The organism is Paenalcaligenes niemegkensis (genome assembly GCF_022230885.1).
Taxonomy (GTDB): domain Bacteria; phylum Pseudomonadota; class Gammaproteobacteria; order Burkholderiales; family Burkholderiaceae_B; genus Paenalcaligenes; species Paenalcaligenes niemegkensis.
The window spans coordinates 1,817,875-1,838,317 of record NZ_JAKGCT010000004.1; the positions used below are offsets into that span (position 1 = coordinate 1,817,875).

General features: G+C 52.1%; 22 protein-coding genes, 2 pseudogenes and 1 riboswitch. Of the genes and pseudogenes, 13 read left to right on the top strand and 11 right to left on the bottom strand.

From position 1 onward, the window contains the following. Positions 1 to 31: 31 nt before the first annotated feature. Positions 32 to 129, bottom strand: a riboswitch (S-adenosyl-L-homocysteine riboswitch). Positions 130 to 194: 65 nt separating this feature from the next. Then, the gene (locus L1889_RS12820) at positions 195 to 428 is read right to left on the bottom strand and encodes a DUF1289 domain-containing protein (protein WP_238665435.1); all 234 of its coding nucleotides are present in this window, start codon (positions 426 to 428) and stop codon (positions 195 to 197) included. 127 nt (positions 429 to 555) lie between these two features. Next, positions 556 to 1,725, bottom strand: a complete 1,170-nt coding sequence (gene metK / locus L1889_RS12825) for a methionine adenosyltransferase (RefSeq protein ID WP_238665436.1) — start codon at positions 1,723 to 1,725, stop codon at positions 556 to 558. Positions 1,726 to 1,971: 246 nt separating this feature from the next. Here metK and L1889_RS12830 point away from each other — a divergent pair, with 246 nt between their 5' ends. The 4 genes from L1889_RS12830 to L1889_RS12840 all read left to right on the top strand — a co-directional run bounded on the left by L1889_RS12830 (position 1,972) and on the right by L1889_RS12840 (position 4,585). Beyond that, entirely contained in the window at positions 1,972 to 2,829 is an 858-nt protein-coding gene (locus L1889_RS12830) for a lysophospholipid acyltransferase family protein (RefSeq protein ID WP_238665437.1), read from the top strand. Positions 2,830 to 2,893: 64 nt separating this feature from the next. Continuing rightward, the gene (locus tag L1889_RS19220; RefSeq protein WP_372871567.1) at positions 2,894 to 3,073 is read left to right on the top strand and encodes a DUF484 family protein; all 180 of its coding nucleotides are present in this window, start codon (positions 2,894 to 2,896) and stop codon (positions 3,071 to 3,073) included. After that, a complete protein-coding gene (locus L1889_RS12835; protein WP_257793905.1) occupies positions 3,049 to 3,555 on the top strand; it encodes a DUF484 family protein in 507 nt (168 codons plus the stop codon). The genes L1889_RS19220 and L1889_RS12835 overlap by 25 nt, the downstream gene beginning before the upstream one ends. Position 3,556: 1 nt before the next feature. Then, the gene (locus L1889_RS12840; RefSeq protein ID WP_238665438.1) at positions 3,557 to 4,585 is read left to right on the top strand and encodes a tyrosine recombinase XerC; all 1,029 of its coding nucleotides are present in this window, start codon (positions 3,557 to 3,559) and stop codon (positions 4,583 to 4,585) included. On the opposite strand, the gene L1889_RS12845 is transcribed toward L1889_RS12840, so the two are convergent. The 3 genes and pseudogenes from L1889_RS12845 to L1889_RS12855 all read right to left on the bottom strand — a co-directional run bounded on the left by L1889_RS12845 (position 4,528) and on the right by L1889_RS12855 (position 7,163). Then, positions 4,528 to 5,550 (bottom strand): metal ABC transporter solute-binding protein, Zn/Mn family, encoded by a 1,023-nt coding sequence (locus L1889_RS12845; protein ID WP_238665439.1) that lies wholly within the window; start codon positions 5,548 to 5,550, stop codon positions 4,528 to 4,530. The two genes, L1889_RS12840 and L1889_RS12845, sit on opposite strands and share 58 nt — an antisense overlap. 4 nt (positions 5,551 to 5,554) lie before the next feature. Then, positions 5,555 to 6,448, bottom strand: a complete 894-nt coding sequence (locus tag L1889_RS12850; RefSeq protein WP_238665440.1) for a metal ABC transporter permease — start codon at positions 6,446 to 6,448, stop codon at positions 5,555 to 5,557. After that, positions 6,448 to 7,163, bottom strand: a pseudogene (locus tag L1889_RS12855) (metal ABC transporter ATP-binding protein). The gene L1889_RS12850 and the pseudogene L1889_RS12855 overlap by 1 nt, the downstream one beginning before the upstream one ends. Before the next feature lie 252 nt (positions 7,164 to 7,415). On the opposite strand from L1889_RS12855, the gene L1889_RS12860 reads away from it, so the two are divergent. The 5 genes from L1889_RS12860 to hslU all read left to right on the top strand — a co-directional run bounded on the left by L1889_RS12860 (position 7,416) and on the right by hslU (position 11,751). Then, entirely contained in the window at positions 7,416 to 7,916 is a 501-nt protein-coding gene (locus L1889_RS12860) for a Fur family transcriptional regulator (protein ID WP_238665441.1), read from the top strand. A 195-nt stretch (positions 7,917 to 8,111) separates the two neighbouring features. Beyond that, complete coding sequence (locus L1889_RS12865) at positions 8,112 to 9,167, top strand: CobW family GTP-binding protein (RefSeq protein WP_238665442.1); 1,056 nt, start codon at positions 8,112 to 8,114, stop codon at positions 9,165 to 9,167. Positions 9,168 to 9,223: 56 nt separating this feature from the next. Further along, entirely contained in the window at positions 9,224 to 9,667 is a 444-nt protein-coding gene (gene dksA, locus L1889_RS12870; RefSeq protein WP_238665443.1) for an RNA polymerase-binding protein DksA, read from the top strand. 195 nt (positions 9,668 to 9,862) lie between these two features. Continuing rightward, on the top strand, positions 9,863 to 10,396 hold the full coding sequence (gene hslV, locus L1889_RS12875; protein ID WP_238665444.1) for an ATP-dependent protease subunit HslV: 534 nt from the start codon (positions 9,863 to 9,865) through the stop codon (positions 10,394 to 10,396). Positions 10,397 to 10,419: 23 nt separating this feature from the next. After that, positions 10,420 to 11,751: an ATP-dependent protease ATPase subunit HslU gene (hslU, locus tag L1889_RS12880; protein WP_238665445.1), complete on the top strand. Its 1,332-nt coding sequence runs from the start codon at positions 10,420 to 10,422 to the stop codon at positions 11,749 to 11,751. Between the two features lie 107 nt (positions 11,752 to 11,858). Here hslU and L1889_RS12885 read toward each other — a convergent pair whose 3' ends face one another. After that, positions 11,859 to 12,164: a copper-binding protein gene (locus L1889_RS12885; RefSeq protein ID WP_238665446.1), complete on the bottom strand. Its 306-nt coding sequence runs from the start codon at positions 12,162 to 12,164 to the stop codon at positions 11,859 to 11,861. 90 nt (positions 12,165 to 12,254) lie between these two features. On the opposite strand from L1889_RS12885, the gene L1889_RS12890 reads away from it, so the two are divergent. Further along, entirely contained in the window at positions 12,255 to 12,773 is a 519-nt protein-coding gene (locus L1889_RS12890) for a GNAT family N-acetyltransferase (RefSeq protein ID WP_238665447.1), read from the top strand. 16 nt (positions 12,774 to 12,789) lie between these two features. Continuing rightward, the gene (locus L1889_RS12895) at positions 12,790 to 13,332 is read left to right on the top strand and encodes a cob(I)yrinic acid a,c-diamide adenosyltransferase (RefSeq protein WP_238665448.1); all 543 of its coding nucleotides are present in this window, start codon (positions 12,790 to 12,792) and stop codon (positions 13,330 to 13,332) included. Between the two features lie 46 nt (positions 13,333 to 13,378). Here L1889_RS12895 and L1889_RS12900 read toward each other — a convergent pair whose 3' ends face one another. After that, a complete protein-coding gene (locus L1889_RS12900) occupies positions 13,379 to 14,416 on the bottom strand; it encodes a C45 family autoproteolytic acyltransferase/hydrolase (RefSeq protein WP_238665449.1) in 1,038 nt (345 codons plus the stop codon). Positions 14,417 to 14,513: 97 nt separating this feature from the next. Beyond that, entirely contained in the window at positions 14,514 to 15,302 is a 789-nt protein-coding gene (locus tag L1889_RS12905; protein WP_308217636.1) for a MurR/RpiR family transcriptional regulator, read from the bottom strand. Between the two features lie 166 nt (positions 15,303 to 15,468). On the opposite strand from L1889_RS12905, the gene L1889_RS12910 reads away from it, so the two are divergent. Further along, positions 15,469 to 16,812 carry an aspartate aminotransferase family protein gene (locus tag L1889_RS12910; RefSeq protein ID WP_238665450.1) on the top strand — a complete coding sequence of 448 codons (1,344 nt, stop codon included), beginning with the start codon at positions 15,469 to 15,471 and terminating at the stop codon, positions 16,810 to 16,812. A gap of 103 nt (positions 16,813 to 16,915) precedes the next feature. Beyond that, positions 16,916 to 17,449, top strand: coding sequence for a carboxymuconolactone decarboxylase family protein (locus tag L1889_RS12915; RefSeq protein WP_238665451.1), 534 nt, complete (start codon positions 16,916 to 16,918; stop codon positions 17,447 to 17,449). A gap of 50 nt (positions 17,450 to 17,499) precedes the next feature. On the opposite strand, the pseudogene L1889_RS12920 reads toward L1889_RS12915, so the two are convergent. The 3 genes and pseudogenes from L1889_RS12920 to L1889_RS12930 all read right to left on the bottom strand — a co-directional run bounded on the left by L1889_RS12920 (position 17,500) and on the right by L1889_RS12930 (position 20,435). After that, a pseudogene (locus L1889_RS12920) lies at positions 17,500 to 18,370 on the bottom strand (N-formylglutamate amidohydrolase). A 35-nt stretch (positions 18,371 to 18,405) separates the two neighbouring features. Beyond that, the gene (locus tag L1889_RS12925; protein WP_372871574.1) at positions 18,406 to 19,461 is read right to left on the bottom strand and encodes an ABC transporter ATP-binding protein; all 1,056 of its coding nucleotides are present in this window, start codon (positions 19,459 to 19,461) and stop codon (positions 18,406 to 18,408) included. Next, positions 19,458 to 20,435, bottom strand: a complete 978-nt coding sequence (locus tag L1889_RS12930) for an ABC transporter ATP-binding protein (RefSeq protein ID WP_238665452.1) — start codon at positions 20,433 to 20,435, stop codon at positions 19,458 to 19,460. Before L1889_RS12930 ends, L1889_RS12925 begins: the two co-directional genes overlap by 4 nt. Positions 20,436 to 20,443 lie beyond the last annotated feature (8 nt).

Below are 20,443 nucleotides of genomic sequence, written 5' to 3' on the forward strand. Positions count from 1 at the left end.
ATTACGCAGTCACCATGGCCCCTGCACGGGAATATGGTGAGCGTCGTTGAGAAACGTAAACGTAGTTCAACGTAAAAACCCCTAAGCCTGGCAAACTGTAAGTTGTTTGTCGCAACGCTCCTCAGGGGTCTGGGAATTCGATAGCAGAATTGTACCCGTTAAATTATTTTTCGCCAGCCATCAGGCCGAAAAACTTAACGGGACGGGTTGTTGCGACGCGGATAGCCCTGCCCACGGATCCGCTCCCAGATACCGAGTTTTTCCTCTTCGGAAAAAAACACCCAGTTAGCTACCTCCATGGCCGTACGTCCGCAACCACGGCAGATGTCATCGTAAAGGGTAGAACACACCGCCACACATGGCGAGTCGGTGGGACGTAAGCTGGAGCTCTCGTCAGCAGCGGAAGGGGAAGGATTATAGGTGGACATTCTTTTACTTTAGCATTGAGTGTCGGAAAACCGACCTAATGCCCTTAACATGAATCGGCATTTACTCAGTGCAATCAAGGCGCATCGAGCGCCCTGATTGAATGCCTGACAGATAGAAAACGAGCGTTTAGAGACCAGCCGCTGCGCGTAATGCTGCCGCTTTATCAGTGGCTTCCCAGGTGAATTCGGGTTCGCTACGGCCAAAGTGCCCATAAGCAGCCGTTTTGCTGTAGATCGGACGCAATAGATTGAGCATGTTGATAATGCCCTTTGGACGCAAGTCAAAGTGTTCTCGCACCAGCTTAGCGATGGCGTCATCAGCAATCACACCCGTACCTTCTGTGTAAATGGTGATGTTAATGGGTTCGGCAACCCCAATCGCGTAACTAAGCTGAACCTCGCACTGACGCGCCAGGCCTGCCGCGACTACATTTTTCGCTACATAACGTGCCGCATACGCTGCAGAGCGGTCTACCTTTGACGGGTCCTTGCCTGAAAATGCTCCACCACCATGGCTGCATGCGCCGCCATAGGTATCCACAATAATCTTACGGCCTGTTAAACCGCAGTCTCCCTGGGGGCCACCAATCACAAACTTCCCCGTGGGATTAACCAGGAAACGGGTGTTGGGAGTGAGGAATTCATCGGGGAAGCAAGGGCGGATAATCTGCTCGATTACAGCTTCCTGGATATCGGCCTGTGACATTTCAGGGGCATGCTGCGTGGACAAGACCACAGTATCGACCTCAGCCGGCCTGCCTTCCAGATAGCGGAAAGTTACCTGAGCCTTGGCATCCGGACGCAGCCACGGCAAGCGTCCGTCTTTACGCAATTCGCTTTGGCGTTGCATTAAGCGATGTGCATACCAAATGGGTGCAGGCATGAGATCGGGCGTTTCGTCGCAGGCATAACCAAACATCAGCCCCTGATCACCCGCCCCCTGGTTAAGAATTTCTTCTGCGCTACGATCTACACCTTGCGCAATATCAGGCGACTGTTTATCGTAAGCCACCAGTACTGCACAACCCTTGTAGTCTATGCCGTAGTCGGAGTTGTCGTAACCAATACGCTGCAAGGTGTCGCGTGCGACTTGAATATAATCAACGTTGGCAGTGGTCGTGATCTCGCCTGCCATCACAACCAGACCCGTGTTGCACAGCGTTTCCGCAGCGACACGAGCATTAGGGTCTTGAGTAAAAATGGCATCAAGCACGGCATCAGATATCTGATCCGCGACTTTATCGGGATGACCTTCGGATACGGACTCGGAAGTAAATAGAAAATCGTTGTTGGCCACAGCGGTTGCGTCCTGTTGTGATGCTAAAAAGCATATAAGTAGGTGAACAAACTGCGTTGCACCACGGATACTAGAGCACAGAAGCAATGCGCATCGGGCGCGACGCTTTAGCGGGATTTTTAGCCACCAAGGTGGCGTATCGCTCCGCAAGTTGTCGGTTAACTCAGCGATAAAATGCATTTTAAGCGAAAATAACGCATCTTTGCATCTGTTTGAAATATTTATAAAGGTTAGTACCCCAGATTTATGCTTTTGTTTTTGTTGCGTGCCCTGTCCTACCTGCCCTTAGGCTTCCTGCACGGATGCGGACGAATAGTGGGCAAAACCGTGTATTTGATTCCTGGACGCTACCGCAACCGCCTGCGAAAAAATGCTGCCCAGGCCGGCTACACCAGCACTAGTTTTGCTCGTAAAAGCGCAGGCGAAATTGGCGCAATGATTTTCGAAACGCCTAAAGTGTGGCTCAGAGCAGACGAATGTCTGGCCAAATGCATTAACCCTGATGCCTACATCGTTGAGGAAGCACTGGCTGAGAAACGCGGTATCTTGTACCTAACACCTCACCTGGGCTGTTTTGAAATTACCGCCCGGCGATTAGTTCAGTATGGCCCTATCACTGTTATGTTCAGAGAGCCCCGTCAAAGTTTCCTGGAACCCGCAATGCGCGCATCACGTGACACGCCCGGGCTGCATTCGGTGCCTGCCAATCTAAAAGGCATACGCGAGTTCGTGCGTGCCTTACGGCGTGGCGAGGCCATAGGAATGTTACCGGATCAGGTGCCCAGTAGCGGCGACGGCGTATGGCAGCCATTTTTCGGCAAACCCGCGTACACCATGACCCTTGCAGCCAAGCTTGCTCTACAAACCAAGGTGCCGGTGGTGCTGACCGCCGGTGAGCGTCTTCCCCGCGGCCAAGGCTGGAAAATCCATTATGTACGGCTTCAAGAACCTCTTCCCGAGTCGATTGATGCCATGGTTGCGGTCATTAACGACGGCATGGAAAGCCTGATTACGCGCTTTCCCGAACAGTACCTCTGGAGCTATAACCGCTACAAGATTCCGCCCGAAGCCCCTGCCATACCCGATCACCTAACCCCCCATTAACCTTTTTCAAACGCTAACGAGCCATAACAGCAACATTGGCCTGATTGCCGCCGAGGACTTCCCAATGACATCGTCCAGTTTCAATGCCTATGACATTGCTCAATTTCTAGCTGAAAACCCTGACTTCTTTCAGCAGCACTCCGCGATATTCTCCGAACTCCGTGTCCCTCATCCACACGAAAAAAGGCCATCTCCCTGGGCGAGCGCCAAATTCTTAACTTGCGTGCTCGCAACAAAGAATTAGAACGGCAGCTGCAACGCCTGATTAGCCACGCGAAGAACAACCAGCAAATCGGCGAGCAACTACATCAGTGGTCATGCAGAATGCTGGCTGAACCCAGTGCTGATCAGCTTTCAGGACACATCATCCGCTCACTGACCGAAGTCTTCGATTTAGACAGTATCGCTATCCGTACATGGGGTGTGCTTGAATCCGAGCACGATGACGTAAACGATGAAAGCACCGGCTTTATCAGCGGGCTGAACCAGCCTTATTGTGGTCCTGCTTCCTCACAGCCTGTACTTGGCTGGCTAAGCGAACCGGTGGGCTCTGTGGCAATTGTTCCTCTGACAGTGCTGTCTGATTGCGCCGGTGCCATAGTCATGGGCTCACACCAAAGCGACAGATTTACTGAAGATATGGAAATTGACTTTTTAGTCATGATCGGAGAGCTCTGCGCTTCGGCACTGAGTCGAGTTCCACTAAGCCCCGAACTCGAGGCCTGATATGGCAGGCGTCCAGCGTGTAATTGATGAATGGCTGACTTACCTCACACACGAGCGACGGTTGTCACCGCACAGCCTGGCAGCCTACGCTCGTGACTTAAAACCCATTCGGGCATTGTCTATAAATGCTATTGCCTCTATAGACAGCCATCTGCTGCGTCAGACACTTGCCACACTGCATAAAAATGGCGCCCATCCACGCAGCCTGCAACGCATACTCTCTGCATGGCGTAATTTCTTTAACTGGTGGTGCGCACTGGACGACCAGCGCCTCAATCCATGTACAGGCTTAAAGGCCCCTAAAAGCCCACGCCCCTTGCCCAGTTCGTTATCAGTCGACCAAGCCCAGCAACTATTGGACCACCAGCCATCAGACAGCCTGGATACCTGCAGCGCTGAGCAGCTCCGTGATCAGGCCATGTTTGAGCTTTTTTACTCTAGCGGCTTGCGGCTATCTGAATTAGTAGGCTTAGACGTACGCTACACAGAACAAAGCGGGTATCGCTCTCATGGCTGGCTACAGCTTGATGATGCCGAAGCCTTCGTCTTGGGAAAGGGGCAGAAACGCAGGCAGGTGCCTATAGGCTCGAAAGCCATTGATGCCTTAGCTTTGTGGATACCTGCTCGCGCTCAGCTATTGAGGGCTACCACGGACGACCCTGCCAACCACGCTGCTCTTTTTCTGGGTACCCGTGGTAAACGGATCAACCCTCGAGTTGTACAACAACGCTTGCAGCAACGAGCCATTGAAGCCGGACTCGCCCAGGGTGTCAGCCCGCATGCACTGCGTCACAGTGTGGCCAGTCATCTGCTTCAATCGGCGCAAGATTTGCGGGCGGTTCAAGAACTACTGGGACACAGCAACATCAGTACAACACAAATTTACACCCGGCTCGACTTTCAACACCTGGCCCAGGTGTATGATCAGGCTCACCCCGGGCCAGGCGCAAAAGCAAATAATTGGCATAGCGGCTACGGCGCCAGAGCCTCTAATAATTTGCTGCTATTCCAGCGAATCATTCCTAGATAACTGTCGGCATCATGTAGCGCTTTGGCCAAGGCATCCGAATATAAAACACCGCCGACCTTCGCCCCCGTTTCTCTGGCCACTTGTTCTACCAACTTGGGGCTAACGACATTCTCTACAAAAATTGCCGAGATACCTTCAGTTCGAGCGCGGCTAATCACGCTGGCAATATCCTTGGCTGAGGGTTCAGCCTGATTCGATACGCCCAGCAAGCTAATAAATTCAACGCCGTAATCGGCTGCCAGATAGGCAAAGGCATCGTGTGATGAAATGACTTTGCGATGCTCGGCAGGCAAGGCTTGAAAAGCGGCCTTCAGCTGTGTATCCAAGGCCTGCATCTCTTGAATATAAGCTTCCGCGTTTGCACGAAACAATGCTTCAGAACGAGGCTGGGCTTCGATCAGGCCGTCTCTAATATTTTCCACGTACACTATCGCACGGCTCAAACTTTGCCATGCGTGCGGATCATAATCGCCGTGCTGATGCTGCCCTTGCTCATGATCATGACTATGATCATGACTATGATCGTGATCGTGATCGTGCTTATTCTCTTGCTGACCATGACTGTCAGCCTGATACCTGATGGCGCTGATCCCTGTGGACGCCACCACTTGCTTGCCATCGTAACCTGCTGACTGCATGAGCCGTGGAACCCATGCCTCGAAGTCCAGGCCATTGACGATCAATAGTTTAGCCTGGCCCACCGCCTTGGCATCGCTGGGACGAGGCTCGAATGTATGGGCATCGCTTTCCGGACCCACGATTACACTCACGTTCACCGCATCACCGCCCACCTGTTTGACCATGTCCCCTAGAATAGTGAAGCTAGCGACCACCTCAAGTGGCGACTGCTCATTAGCCGAGGCAAGAGGACTTAACATTGCACCCACTAAAGCAATAGCAGCGATCATGAGCCGGCAAGGCCCATGCACAACCACTGCCGCATTTTTTTTAAACAACGTCTTCATGGGCTTACTCCGGGAAATGCGATAAACGCTGGCGACGGGCCCGCGCTTGCCATGCGCTATGAATCAGGCCCCCGTGGGGTCCGACACAAATCGAAAAGAAATACACGGCTCCGGCTGCCAGAATAATGGCAGGCGAGGCAGGTACATTACTGTGATAAGACGCCAGAAGGCCGGCATAAGATGTAAGCATGCCAAGCAAGGCCGATAACGTCATTTGGGAGCCCGATGAATGCACCCAAAAGCGCGCTGCCGTGGCTGGCAGCATCATAATACCCACAACCATCAAAGTACCCAGAACCTGAAAGCCAGCCACCAGCGTCATGACCAATAACACCAAAAACACCATATGCACCCACGACCCCGCTCTACCTTCGCTGCGCAGAAAAATTGGGTCCAGGCACTCTAAAACAAGCGGGCGATAAATAATGGCGAGCACCACCAAGGCGATACTCGCTGTGCCGGTGACCAATATAAGCGAAGCGTCATCCAGGCCAAGTACGGTGCCGAAGAGCACATGTATCAGATCCATATTTGAGCCTCGCAGCGACACAAGCAGCACCCCAAGCCCTAGTGACACCAGATAGAATGCGGCAAAGCTTGCATCCTCGCGCAAAGGGGTCAGACGGGCAACCAAACCTGCCAGCAATGCCACAACCAGCCCTGTAATCATGCCCCCAATGGCCATCGCCCCCAGCGACAGACCCGCCGTCAGAAACCCTACCGCCACACCGGGCAAAATGGCGTGAGCCATTGCATCGCCCATCAGACTCATGCGTCGCAATACCAGAAACACGCCCAATGGGCCGGCTGCGGCAGAGAGCGCAAAAGAACCCGCCAACGCTCGGCGCATGAATCCATAATCAATAAAAGGGGCGAAAAGAAAATCGTACAACCACATCAGAGATAGTCTCCGGCACACAAATGGCGGGCCAAATGCAGGTTTTCAGCACTCAGGGCCGTCGGCGTGTCGCACCATGCAACCGCCTGCCCCGCCAATAGCAGGGTTTGGGGAAAAAACTTGTGCACCATTTCGAGATCATGCAGGACGGCAATTACCGTGCGCCCCTGCTGGTTCCATTGGATCAACAATTTCATCAGATCATCAGTGGTGGCTTTATCAACGGCAGCAAACGGCTCATCAAGCAAAATAACGGGAGAATCTCTTAGGATAAGACGGGCAAACAAAGCTCTCTGTAATTGCCCTCCCGATAAGGTACCGATGGGCCTTGCAGCAAAATCACTTAAACCTACTTGTGCCAGGGCTTGCTCCACTCGATTTTTTCACTATTGGAAAAACCTCGCCAGACACCGACTCGGCGCCATGCGCCCATCGCTACCAGGTCATAGGTAGTAATGGGAAAGCTGCGGTCCAATTCGCCAAGCTGCGGAAGAAATGCAATGTCGTTGAGCCCTTTGCCAGCAAGTCGAATCTGGCCTCGTAATGGACTTAACTGGCCGGTGATCCCCTTAAGCAACGTCGATTTGCCTGCGCCATTAGGCCCAACGATGGCATAGAGGCCTGCCCTACAGAACTCGCCCGATACATCACGAACGGCCACCTTGTCACGCCAGCCTAATGAGAGCTGATCCAACTGTATGACTGCAGCGCCCATGTGGCTATTTATATCCATCCTAAAGCCCACGCGCTCAGGCACCAAAGAAACGCAACAGCCACCAATACTCGGCTAACCCTCGCCGGGGCGGATGCCAATAAAGCCGTCCCCCTGTAGGGCCTGCGTAACGAAGATTGGGGTGACGGGCGTGAACTTGTGCTTTTATGCATGACTTACTGTTAAGATCAAATGATTAATTGACTATCGACCGTTATGTTATAACATAACCGCTCATTCTGTCTTGCCACAACTATGCCTGTACATGTACTGACTCCTCAAGCTATCGAAGCGCAGCTTCACACCGCAGAGCAGCTATGCAAAAAGCGCGGTAAGCGACTAACGCCTATACGGCGCGAGGTACTTGAGTTATTGCTCCGGCAGCAACGCAGTCTGAAAGCATACGAGTTGCTGGAACTATTCAGACAGGATCAGCCGGGCGCAGCTCCGCCTACGGTATATCGTGCCCTGGAGTTCCTGACGGATGAAGGCCTTATCCACCGGCTAGACGCCGTCAATGCCTGGACGGCCTGTGCTGACGCTGCCGGCCATCCACATGATTTACTCATTGTGTGTACGAATTGCGGCGCCGTGGCCGAGCTAAGTGCTCCTAGCCTCAGTGCGCAGCTAGCCGCATGCGTAGAGCAGGCCGGATTCACGCTGTCAGGCCTGGAAACTGAGTTACAAGCCTTATGCAAAAAATGTATATCGGAGGGCGTGCGAGCCAAATCGTGCCCACAGAACCATAGCGTCTAAGGGCCAAACCGTATATATTTCTTTTTTTCTACCGCTACAGTAGCGAACAGCCATCTTTGCGCATTTGCCCGCAGCCCAAGGCTGTGATGTAATCGCACGTTGATTTTACGCAGTCAAGTTAAATGAATATTTATGCAGATTGCAACTTGAGTACAAGTACTACGAGGCCACTATGAAAGCCGCTGCCAAAAAAACATGATGCCTGTCACTATCCTGACAGGTTTTCTTGGCGCAGGAAAAACCACCCTGCTAAAACGAATCCTCTCCGAGTTTCACGGTCGACGCATCGCCGTTATTGAAAATGAGTTTGGTCCAGAAAACATTGATAACGAGCTATTGATCCAGGACAGCGACGAGGAAATTATCGAGCTTAGCAACGGATGCGTATGTTGTACTGTGCGCGGCGACCTGATGCGCACCCTGAACGATCTGCGTATTCGACGGGAAGCTGGTGAGCTTAGCTTCGAACGTGTCATCATTGAAACAACGGGCATGGCCAACCCCGGGCCGGTCTGCCAGACCTTTTTCATGGACGATGAGATCGCTGAGTATTATCGTCTGGATGCCGTGATCACCGTAGTTGATGCAAAGCACGGCATGGTGACCCTGGATAAGCAGGAAGAATCGCAAAAGCAAATTGGTTTTGCCGATAAAATCCTGATTTCCAAGAAAGATTTGGTAAATGAAGCCGATTATGAAGCTTTACGCGCTCGTATCATGCGTATTAATCCTCGTGTAACAATAACTCCGGTACACTTCGGCGAAACCGATATTAACGAGCTACTGGATATCAGCGGTTTTAATCTGAACGCTATTCTGGATATCGATCCCGAGTTCCTGAATGAGGAACCCGAACATGAGCATGACGACAAACATACTCATGACCATGAGCACGATGAGACGTGCGGATCTGGGTGCACGCACCACGATCACCATCATCACGCTGCTCATAGCGACGAAATAGGGGCGTTTGTATTTCGCGCTAAACGGCCGTTCGATCCTGAGCGTCTGGAAGATTTTCTGGGTGGCGTCACTCAGGTTTTCGGGCCTGACCTGCTGCGCTACAAAGGAATTCTTTACCTTAAAGGCGTTAATCGCCGCATGCTCTTTCAGGGCGTGCACATGATGATGGGGGCTGAGCCCGGGAAACCGTGGCTAGCCAATGAAAAGCCTGAGACAAAAATGGTATTTATAGGCCGCAAACTACCTCAGGAGGTTTTTACGCAGGGGCTTGAGCACTGCTTAGTTTAGCTCTACTAAACCGAGTTCACGCTCAGGTTCCACTACGATAAAAAAAGGGAAACATCATGGCAAGCAAATCGAGTGTCAACAATAACCCGGCTCAAATCCTAACGGTTGAAGAGCTGTTGGCCATGCCAGAGAGCAGCTACATGAATGCCGCTCAATTGGCATTCTTTAAAAATCGTCTCCGCGAGCTAGAGCAAGAGATTCTTGCCAATGCCGGTGCTACCACCGAAAATCTGCGCGAAACACAATTTGTTCCTGATCCTGCCGACCGCGCCACAATTGAAGAAGAGCACGCACTTGAACTCCGCACTCGCGATCGCGAGCGCAAGCTACTGAAGAAAGTGCAGCAGTCAATCGGTTTAATCGACTCAGGTGAATACGGCTGGTGCGAAGAAACTGGCGAGGCTATTGGTCTAAAGCGCCTGTTGGCGCGCCCGACAGCGAATTTATCACTAGAGGCACAAGAGCGCCGCGAGAAGCGCCAAAAAATGTATGGCGATTAAGCCGCTCTTGCCAGAACGTAGATGTTTTGCCAGTAATCAGTAAACGGCAATAACATACACTGCATGCCATTTTCAAAAGCCGCAATACTGCTTCAGTATTGCGGCTTTTTCATGTTTTATTTAACCGCCTTACATAATCAGCCTTGAAGTTTTGACTATCGAACCCCATGTGTTAACAAACAAAGGAAGGATCACATGGAACAATATCACGCCACTACTATTATTGCTGTTCGCCGCGGCGAAGACGTCGCCATTGGTGGCGATGGGCAGGTCACGCTGGGCAACGTTGTTGTCAAGGCAACGGCCAGAAAAATTCGTCGCCTGCATAAAGACTCGGTTCTTGCCGGCTTTGCAGGGGCTACTGCCGACGCCTTTACCCTGCTTGAGCTTTTCGAAGCCAAACTCGAAAAGCACCAGGGTAATTTGCTGCGCGGCGCGGTAGAACTCACTCGAGACTGGCGCACCGATCGTGCCCTTCGCCGACTCGAAGCCATGCTAATTGTTGCCGACAAAGAACACACGCTCGTGCTGACAGGCAACGGTGATGTACTGGAGCCTGAGCACGGTCTCGCCGCTATCGGTTCGGGCGGATCATACGCCCAGTCAGCAGGCCTGGCACTTTTACATAACACCGATCTCACACCCGCCGAAATTGTGAAAAAATCGCTGGAAATCGCTGGCGACCTCTGCATCTATACTAATAATAATCACGTTGTTGAAACGCTTTGACTACCGAAAAGGCTATCCATTCTATGTCCGCATCGTCTATGACTCCCGGGGAAATCGTCTCCGAACTCGATAAAAACATCGTTGGTCAAAACCGCGCCAAGCGCTCGGTTGCCGTGGCCCTACGTAACCGTTGGCGCCGTCAGCAAGTAGCCGAGCCACTCCGTCACGAAATCGTTCCCAAAAACATTTTAATGATCGGGCCTACCGGTGTAGGCAAGACCGAAATAGCACGCCGTCTGGCCAAGCTGGCAAATGCGCCCTTCATTAAAATCGAAGCAACAAAGTTTACCGAAGTCGGCTATGTAGGCCGAGACGTCGAAACTATTATTCGCGATCTTGTCGATGCTTCAGTCAAGCAAACCCGTGAACTGGAAATGCGTCGCGTACGCAGTCATGCTGAAGAGGCTGCCGAAGATCGTATTCTTGATGCCCTGGTCCCGCCGGCTCGTGATAGCTATGGTCAGCCCGAGCGTGAAGAAACCAGTACGCGACAGGTGTTTCGCAAGCGCCTGCGTGAAGGCTCTATCGATGACACTGAAATCGAAATCGATATCGCGCAAGCCGCTCCACAAATGGAAATCATGGCCCCTCCCGGCATGGAAGAAATGACTGAGCAGCTGCGGGGCATGTTTGCAGGCCTGGGCCGAGACAAAACCAAGAAGCGCAAACTCAAAATCAAAGAGGCGTTCAAACTGCTGATCGACGAAGAGGCGGCCAAACGCGTTAACGAAGATGAACTGCGCACTGCAGCCGTGCATAACGCCGAGCAAAACGGTATCGTGTTCCTGGACGAAATCGATAAGATTACTGCCCGGGAAGGCAATACCAGCGGCGAGGTCTCCCGCCAAGGTGTGCAGCGCGACTTATTGCCGCTAGTCGAAGGCACTACCGTTAACACCAAATACGGTGTGGTACGTACTGACCATATCTTGTTTATTGCCTCCGGCGCCTTTCATTTGTCGCGCCCTTCAGACCTGATCCCCGAACTGCAGGGTCGCTTCCCGATTCGTGTCGAACTCGACTCCCTTACCGCCGACGATTTTGTCAAAATCTTGTCTGACACCGACTCCTCGCTAACCAAGCAATACACCGCGCTACTGGGCACCGAGAACGTAAATCTGGATTTCCGCCCAGATGGTATACGCCGCCTTGCCGAGCTGGCCTTTGAAGTAAACGAGCGTACCGAAAATATTGGCGCCCGCAGGCTCTATACCGTCATGGAAAAACTGCTGGATGATTTATCGTACGAAGCAGGCAGTAAAGCTGAGCAAAATGTAGTCATTGACGCTGACTACGTTAATGAGCAATTACAGGAAACTGCTGCAAGCCAGGACTTGGCCCGATACGTGCTGTAATTCGACCCTACGCAAAAACGAGCCCCCGCTTCTTTCACGAAACGGGGGCTTCTTATTTAAAGTTAAAGCAGCGTAACCCAGCTCTTTCGGTACTCCCATCTGGCATTTTATTTTTGTATTTTCGTCACCACATACTGTTCATTTTCGCGCTTTGCCGTGAAACGCACCTTGTCACCAGGCTTGATATCGCCCAATAAGGCGGGATCAATTTTGTACACCAAAGTCATGGCAGGTAATTGCAAAGCGTCAATACTTCCGTGTTTAAGGGTGATCTTCTGCGCGGACACATCGATGCGACGGACCTCGCCGGTAGCTGTAGCTTCTTGGACCTGAGCCACGCTAACATAGGCAGTTGTACTGAGTGCCAGCCCAAGCAGCGCGGCAGATGCCAAACGAGACGAATAAAAAGTCATACACTACACTCCAAAAAACCAGGATGAGAGAACCAGGGCGGTAAAACCCTCATCGTCTCTAAAAGCATAACGCGATTGAAAGGAAAAATCTTGTCTGATTCATTACACGATTATGTATTACGCGAAGCGACGCCTGAAGACGTGCCTCAAATACATAGGCTCATGCTGGAAATGGCAGCGTTTGAAAATCTTATGGATCAGTTCCAGGCAACTGAAAATAGCCTGCATGACAACCTGTTCAGTATTCCGCCTGCTGTTAACTGTTCAGTGATTGTCCATCAAGACAATCCGCAACAGCTGGTGTCCTACCTTATGTGGTTTCATAACTATTCGTCTTTTTTGGCAAAGCGCGGACTGTACCTGGAAGACATATATATCGTTCCCGCACACCGTCGCAAAGGCCTGGGAAAATATGCATTGCAGCATCTTGCAGCAAAAGCAATTGAACTGGGTTGTGGACGATTCGAATGGGTAGTCCTTGACTGGAACCAAAATGCAATCGATTTTTATGAGCAACAAGGTGCATCCGTACTGCCCGAATGGCGAGTGGTACGAATAGCCGGCGAAGCACTTGTCCGCCTTGCAAATACAAACAACACAAACACTTAACCAGGCAGATCTTCATATGGCAACCCGTTTATCAGTGATCACTACACGCACCGGCGACGGTGGACAAACCGGCCTGGGGGATGGCACACGTATTGCCAAGCACAGTCTGCGCATTCACGCCCTGGGAGACGTTGACGAGCTCAACAGCGTTATTGGGCTCTGGCGTTGCGAGTCTCTGCCCGCCGACATAGATGAGGTGCTTTCAAGCGTACAGCACGACCTGTTCGATATGGGCGCCGAACTGTGCATACCCGGACATATTGCCATGAAAGAAAGCCATGTACTGGCGCTGGAAGAGGCCCTGAAACATTACAATGCCGACCTGGGAAAGCTTGAAGAGTTCATCTTGCCTGGGGGGACAAAGGCTGCTTCAATGGCCCATATGGCACGCACGGTATCCAGACGCGCCGAACGGGCAGTGGTAGCCCTGATGCAGGAAGAAACCATCGAGCCTCCCATACAGCAATACTTAAATCGTTTGTCCGACCTTTGCTTCGTACTTGCGCGAGCCTTGAACAGGTCTGCCGGACAGGGCGACGTACTGTGGAAACGCAAGTAAGGTTAAAACCATCCGGCATTAGCCCATATGCGCAACAGGCATGTCGTCACTCCAGGCGCTCCAGATTTCGAAAACGATACACAGGCGCCTCTAGAGGATGAGTGTAGATCTCCCATAGCACCTGCGACCCTTCAAGCCGTATGTCAGCGGTGGCCAGCGTGTTTTCGTCATCGCTGTCGTCGGCAGCCTTTCTGAAAATTGGAAACTGCTCCACGCTGTTATCCGCCAAAATCGTTAAAGGATTAACGCTGCCGGTTGCCAACTGTTGAGAAAGCAACGCAGTCCCTACTTTTTGGCGATGCTCTGAAGAAGCGGTAACACGCTGCTCGAAGCCCTTGCTTGCATCATGAACAGCGTGATTGGCATGTAGGAGAGCTTGCCGGGTTTTCAGCGCCGAGACATAAAACTGACTGAACTCTACACTCAACAGCGTAGTCGAACCCTGCATACCCAAGCTCAAATGAAAAGCACCTGACCGCTTAGCTTCTTGCAACACGGCCACCGCTGATTCCAAAGAAGACTCCTCTAATATCTGGCGGGTGAGCACCATGCGGGGGACACCTGCCTCAACGCCTAGCGCCCGCACGTTGTTAACCGTCATGGCAAGACCGTACTCGTTAACTGCTATCGTGTGGCCGGGAATAGATCCCGGATACAAAAATGAAATGAAGCTCGCCCCTTCACTAGAACAAATGTAGGCAAGCCCGCAGCTTCCCGCAAAGCCCGGGTCGCCATCTTCATTGTGGGTAATACGCGGCACATTTTCGTGCGGTAATTGCACCGTCGTGCAGCCATCTGGAGCCATCGCCCAGAGATCGCCCCGGCAATTCCAGAGAAATACGTCATCAAAGGGCAATCCCAGCCCTTGGGCCAAACCCAGAAGCTCTTGCCAGACACGAGGATAGTTTTGCTGCACCAGACTTTGCATCCGCTTGGCCTGCAGTGTGTGGCGCCATTGCATTACCCCTTTCCAGGCGTCAGAGTCCAACAGGTGGTTATGCACGGCATCATGCCCGAAACGTCCAAGCGCCACACCGACCTCGTGGGCAGTGCCATTAATTTCTATATATTTCAAAGTTGCCATTATTCTTGATTCCAATAGGCACCAGTCTGGTGAAGTTGATTTTCAGCCTGTTCGATACCGCTCACAGCGCGTCGGCCAGTTTTGGCCAGCAGCTGTTCTACCAGCACCTCGACCAGAGCAACCGACGCACTTGATGAAGGAAAAAAGAAGGTACATCTGTGCTGAACAACAACGATTGGTCCGCCTCGAGTGCAATGGGTGCCACCAAGCTATCACAGATGGCCAATACCTTGCTATTGGCCGCACGGGCGGCTTCATAGACCCTGACCACTTCGTGGGAGTATGGCGCAAAACCTATCAATACCACCACATCACCGGGCTCAAGAGTACGCAGTTCAACCTCTAAGGTTCCCGCGTCGCTGCGCAACATCGTTACAGAAGGCCTGAACAGACGATACAGGTAATGAAAACTAAAGGCCGCGGCGTACGAGGCCCTGAAACCTGCCACGAAAACACGTTTAGCCTTAACAACCAGCTCTACCGCCAGCGGCAAGCGGTCAGCATTCAAATCGATCAGCAATTGCACATTCAGCGACTGCGCCGCAACCATCTTTTCAGCCATTCCCCGTGGGTTGCGGCTCTTTACAACAGCCTTTGCCTGCTCAGCGTAACGCTTAGGGCCCCGGCGCAGCGATCGAACGAAGATATCTTTAATTTCGGACCAGCCGGCGTACCCCAAGGACTGTGCTAAACGGACCAAGGTCGCTGGCTGTACTTCTGCCCGCACCGCAATCGCGCGCATGGAGACAGTGGCAATATCTTCGGGATGCTCCAGCAAATAACGGGCTCCGACCTGAAACTGAGGGGACATCCCGGCGAATTCACCTTGTAATCGCTGGGTCAGGGCTTCGATGGTAGCTGGTGGGCTAGAGGTTTCTTTAATCATATGCAGAGTATATCGCGGGTGGCTGCAGCTAATTGACCACAGCCTGGTCAGGGGTTCTCGTTAGCCGGGTACCAGCTATTGATTTATTTGTTGCATAGGATACTATTAAAACAACAAATGATTCATCCATTCAACTCCCCCATTCACCTAGACGGCGAGCTGCTTTATGTCATACGTATTCCATCGCAACCCCAAGTCCGAGCTACCTTATGCCGTACGTGGCGAAGGCATTGAAATCGTTGATCAAAATGGCAAACGTTATATTGACGCCTCAGGCGGTGCCGCCGTCTCATGCCTGGGGCACAGTCACCCAGACGTGATCGCTGCCATCAAAAGGCAAGTTGATGCCCTGGCCTATGCACACTCATCGTTCTTTACAACCCAGGCCGCTGAAGACCTCGCCTCTTTTCTCGCCGAACGCTCTCCCGGCGACTTAAATCACATTTATTTTGTGTCCGGTGGCTCTGAGGCAATTGAAGCGGCCTTGAAGCTGGCTCGTCAGTACTTTGTGGAAATTAATCAGCCTGGCCGTAGTGTTTTTATTGCACGCCGGCAAAGCTATCATGGCAACACCTTAGGCGCACTGGCTATCGGTGGGAATGCGTGGCGTCGTGCCCCCTTTCTTCCCTTACTCACCGAAACGCATCATGTTTCGCCCTGCTATGCCTATAGAGATCAGGCTCAGGGCGAAAGTGAACTGGACTACGCGCAGCGCTTAGCCGATGAACTTGAGCAAAAGATACTGGAAATCGGTGCGGAAAAGGTTGCAGCCTTTGTAGCAGAGCCCGTCGTAGGAGCTACCGCAGGAGTCCTGCCTCCGGTAGAAGGTTACCTGCAAAAGATTCGCGATGTATGCGATCGCTATGGCGTGCTGCTGATTTTTGATGAAGTGATGGCAGGAATGGGCCGCACCGGTCATTTATTCGCCTGCGCCGAAGATAGTGTAGTCCCTGATATCCTCACGATTGCCAAAGGCCTCGGCGCAGGTTATCAGCCAATCGGCGCCATGCTGGCCAGCGATCGTATCTACCAGCGTATTGTGGAAGGATCAGGTTTCTTTCAGCATGGCCACACCTATATGGGGCATGCAGCGGCATGCGCGGCTGCGCTTGAAGTTCAACGGGTGATTGAACGCGATCAGTTGCTGGAAAACGTACGTGCCCGGGGAGAACAGCTGCGAGCTGAGCTGCATCAACAGCTGGATGGCCACCCGAATGTAGGCGATATACGTGGCCGCGGCTTATTCGTGGGCATCGAGCTGGTTGCTGACAAAAACACAAAGCGTCCCTTAGACCCCTCCTTGAAAACCCACGCTAAACTTAAAGCCGTAGCCAAAGAAAAAGGCATCATGATTTACCCCATGGGCGGCACGGTTGACGGGGTGCACGGAGACCATATTTTGCTCGCACCGCCCTTTATTTGCACGGCGGATGATATCAGCCGCATTGTAGCGCTGGTTTGCGAAACCGTACTTGATGTACTGCCAGTGCCTGTAGATGCCAAGCTATAGCCTATTATGTAAAAACTGAGTCAGGCCAGCCAGCCGCAATCATCGCAAAGCGGTCCGGCCGGCTGGCCTTGTCTATCGTGAACAAACTCTAACTGGAGGCCCCATGGCACGTATTCCTTATGCTGATCTAAGCAATCCTGATATCAGTCCCCTGGTGAGCGATATCGTAGCGCAGCGCGGTAGCGTATTACACCTCTATCAAATGCTGCTGAATAGTCCACGGGTGGCCTCGGGATGGCTAAATCATTTAAGTGGCATACGCTTACACAGCAGCTTGCCCGGTGATCTGCGAGAACTCGTTATTATGCGGGTAGCCCTGTTGAACCGGGCTCCCTATGAAGCAGATCAGCATGCTCCAATTGCTCTAAAAGAAGGACTGAGCCAAGCCCAGCTTGATGCCCTGGAGGAATGGTCTGCATCCAGTCTTTTTGACGAACGGGCACGCGCCGTTTTAGCCTACACCGATGAAATGACACTAAATGTGCAAGTACCCAAGGCTGTGTTCGAACAGATCAATGCGCATTTCACCACCAAAGAGATCGTAGAGCTAACTGCTACTGTGGCCACCTACAACATGGTTTCACGATTTCTGGAGGCCCTGGAGATTCATAGCGACGACGCAGATAATAGCGCTTGAATCAGCCCGGCTTTTACTACACCGCCGATCAATCTCGCTGCAAATTGCTGTTAATCGCGTTTTTGCAGCTGTTCCCGAACATATTCGGCCATAAAGGCACTTAAACCCACCAGATCTTTTTGCAAGTTAAGAAAATTTTCTGTTTTTTCATAATTCAGCTCATTCATATAAAGCGCCCTGTTGATTTCAACTTGCAGGCTGTGCCGGTTATCACTGGGCTGACCCATTTGAGCGATCAGGGCTACCCCTTATAGGGGTCATTTCGAGCAACACTGTAGCCCTTGTCCAGCAAAAATTCTCCATGGCCTGAATAAAGCCAGGCTCGCACGTTGTGCCGTCACGATCCCCCAGCACAAAATCGGCCAGAACCTTGCCATTTTTTATTCCGAGCGCCTCATAGGCATCTGATGGCATGGAATGCAAGTTCAAATGCCATAAACCTCCAAATTCCTCATACATGGCAGCGGTTTGCGTGGCCAGCGCTTCATGGTAGGGACGATAGTATTTTCGAATACGATTTTCCACATCGGCCACAAACATTTTGTCATCGTAGATATCTTGCCCACGTGTTTGCTGCCAAATCAGGCCATGGCCTATGGCTGACTTCTCCGTCGGCTTTAAGGTGGTCGGCCAGGGTTCAGCCAAAATATCGGGGTCTATATCGGTTTCTGCCCGATTTGGATCAATATAGCTGCGCGGAAAATTCGCAGCGAGTAAGGTAGCGCCAAAAGCAGGCAGCGACGACCACAGTTCATCCACGTAGGTGTCTTCGCCTGACCGCAATACAGAGGCAGGAAGCCGCGATTTAAAATCACGAGGGTACGTCACACCGCTGTGAGGCGAATCACACATTAAAGGAAGTGTGCCCTCGGCGGGCTGAGTCAGTACATACGGAGAAAAATCGTTATCTGCAAACTGCATTTATCTGCTCCTAATATATGTTCTGGCGCACACAGTTATACGTGTTCGCCAGGCTGTTCAAATCCTGGGCTTAAGGTATTTAAAGGCAGGTCATTTAAATGGCAGGCGCTAGCGTGAACAATGCCTTCAGCCGTGGTCTCCAACTCTTTAAGCAGCGGTTCTTCTTGCACACAACGCTCCATTGCATATGGGCATCGCGGGTGAAAGGCACACCCCGAAGGCGGGTCTAAAGGCGACGGCAATTCGCCCTTGATAGGTACAAAGTCGCGCCTGGACATGCGCAGCTCGGGAAGCTCTTTAATCAGAGCCTGCGTGTAGGGATGGGCTGATCGCTGGAAAATAGTCGACGTATCGCCAATTTCGACCACTTTGCCCAGGTACATAATCATGACCCGGTCAGCCAAGTGGCTTACTACACCAAGGTTATGGCTAATAAACAGATAAGTAAGACCTAGCTCTTTTTGCAACTTAATGAACAGGTTTAGAACTTGAGCTTGAATTGAAACATCGAGCGCAGCCACAGCTTCATCACAAACCAGAATGGTCGGATTTAAAGCCAGTGCCCTGGCCACCCCGATGCGCTGCCGCTGGCCACCCGAAAACTGATGGGGATAGCGAAAGCGGGTCGATGCGTCTAAACCTACGCGCTCCATCAGGCCCACAACATAACTTTCCTGTTCAGCTCGACGGATCAAACCGTGTACCACAGGCGCTTCGCCAATAATATCAACCACGCGCATACGCGGATTAAGCGACGAGAAGGGATCCTGAAAAATCATCTGTACAGCCAGTTCATATTCCCGTCTGGCTCTGGAGCTTAAATCTCGTACCGGCTGCCCCTTAAACAAAACCTCACCTGAAGTGGGCTGCAATATACCAGCGAGCATGCGTCCCAGAGTGGATTTGCCACAGCCTGACTCGCCTACGATGCCTACGACCTCCCCTGCCTTCACCTGCAAATCAATGCCGGCAACCGCCTGCACAGAGCCCAGTGTCGGTCGCCTTAGCACCCAGTCACTGAAGCGACTAATTGCATCATTAGGCGGAGAGAATTCTCGGCGTAAATCACTGACTTCTAGTATGAAGCTCACGCTGCTACCCCCTTATGCCAACAGCGTACGCTATGCGTAACGCCTACCTTCTCCTCCGGCGGGTCCATTTTGCATTGCGCCGTGGCGCGTGAACAGCGAAACCTGAACGCACAGCCTTGCTCAAGATTGAGTAATGAGGGCGTGGCGCCTGGAATCTGGAAAAGCTCCTGGCCCCGGGTTGAAGCCGACGGGATAGAAGCCATTAGCCCCTGTGTATAAGGATGCATAGCCGATGCGATGAGCTGAGCCGTAGGGCCGGTCTCTACAATTTTCCCGGCGTACATGACGGCCAGCCTGTCAGCAAGGCCCGAGACAACAGCCAGGTCGTGGGTGATCCAGATCAGCGCTGTGCCAGTGTCACGACATAGCTTCTGGACCTCGTAGAGTATTTGTCCCTGAATAGTGACGTCCAGGGCTGTGGTGGGCTCATCAGCAATAATGAGTTTGGGTCGATTCAGCAGCGCAATCGCAATGGCTACCCGCTGACGCATGCCGCCTGAGAGCTGATGAGGGTAGGAACGCAGGCGTTCCGCCGGAGCCGGGATTCCGACCTGCTCCAGCACCTCAAGCGAACGCGCCAATGCCTGCGACTTGCTTAGCTTGCCGTGCGCCAGTACCGTTTCAATCATTTGTGTATCGATACGAAGCGCAGGGTTCAGCGTCATCATAGGATCTTGAAAAATCATGGCAACATCATTACCACGAAGTTTTCGGTACGACTCCTTATCTAAAAGCAGTAAGTCGTGCCCGTCAAATCGGATGGTTTCAGCTTGAATCACACCGGGGTGGTCAATAAGACGCATCAAGGAAAAACCCGTAATGCTTTTTCCTGAACCTGATTCACCAACCAAACCCAATACTTCACCCGCGTTAACGTACAACGATACGTCGTTTACCGCTTTTACTATGCCGCCTCGGGTGTGGAACCAAGTGCGCAATTTTTCTACTCTCAATAACGGCTCGGAGATAGACATGCAGGCTC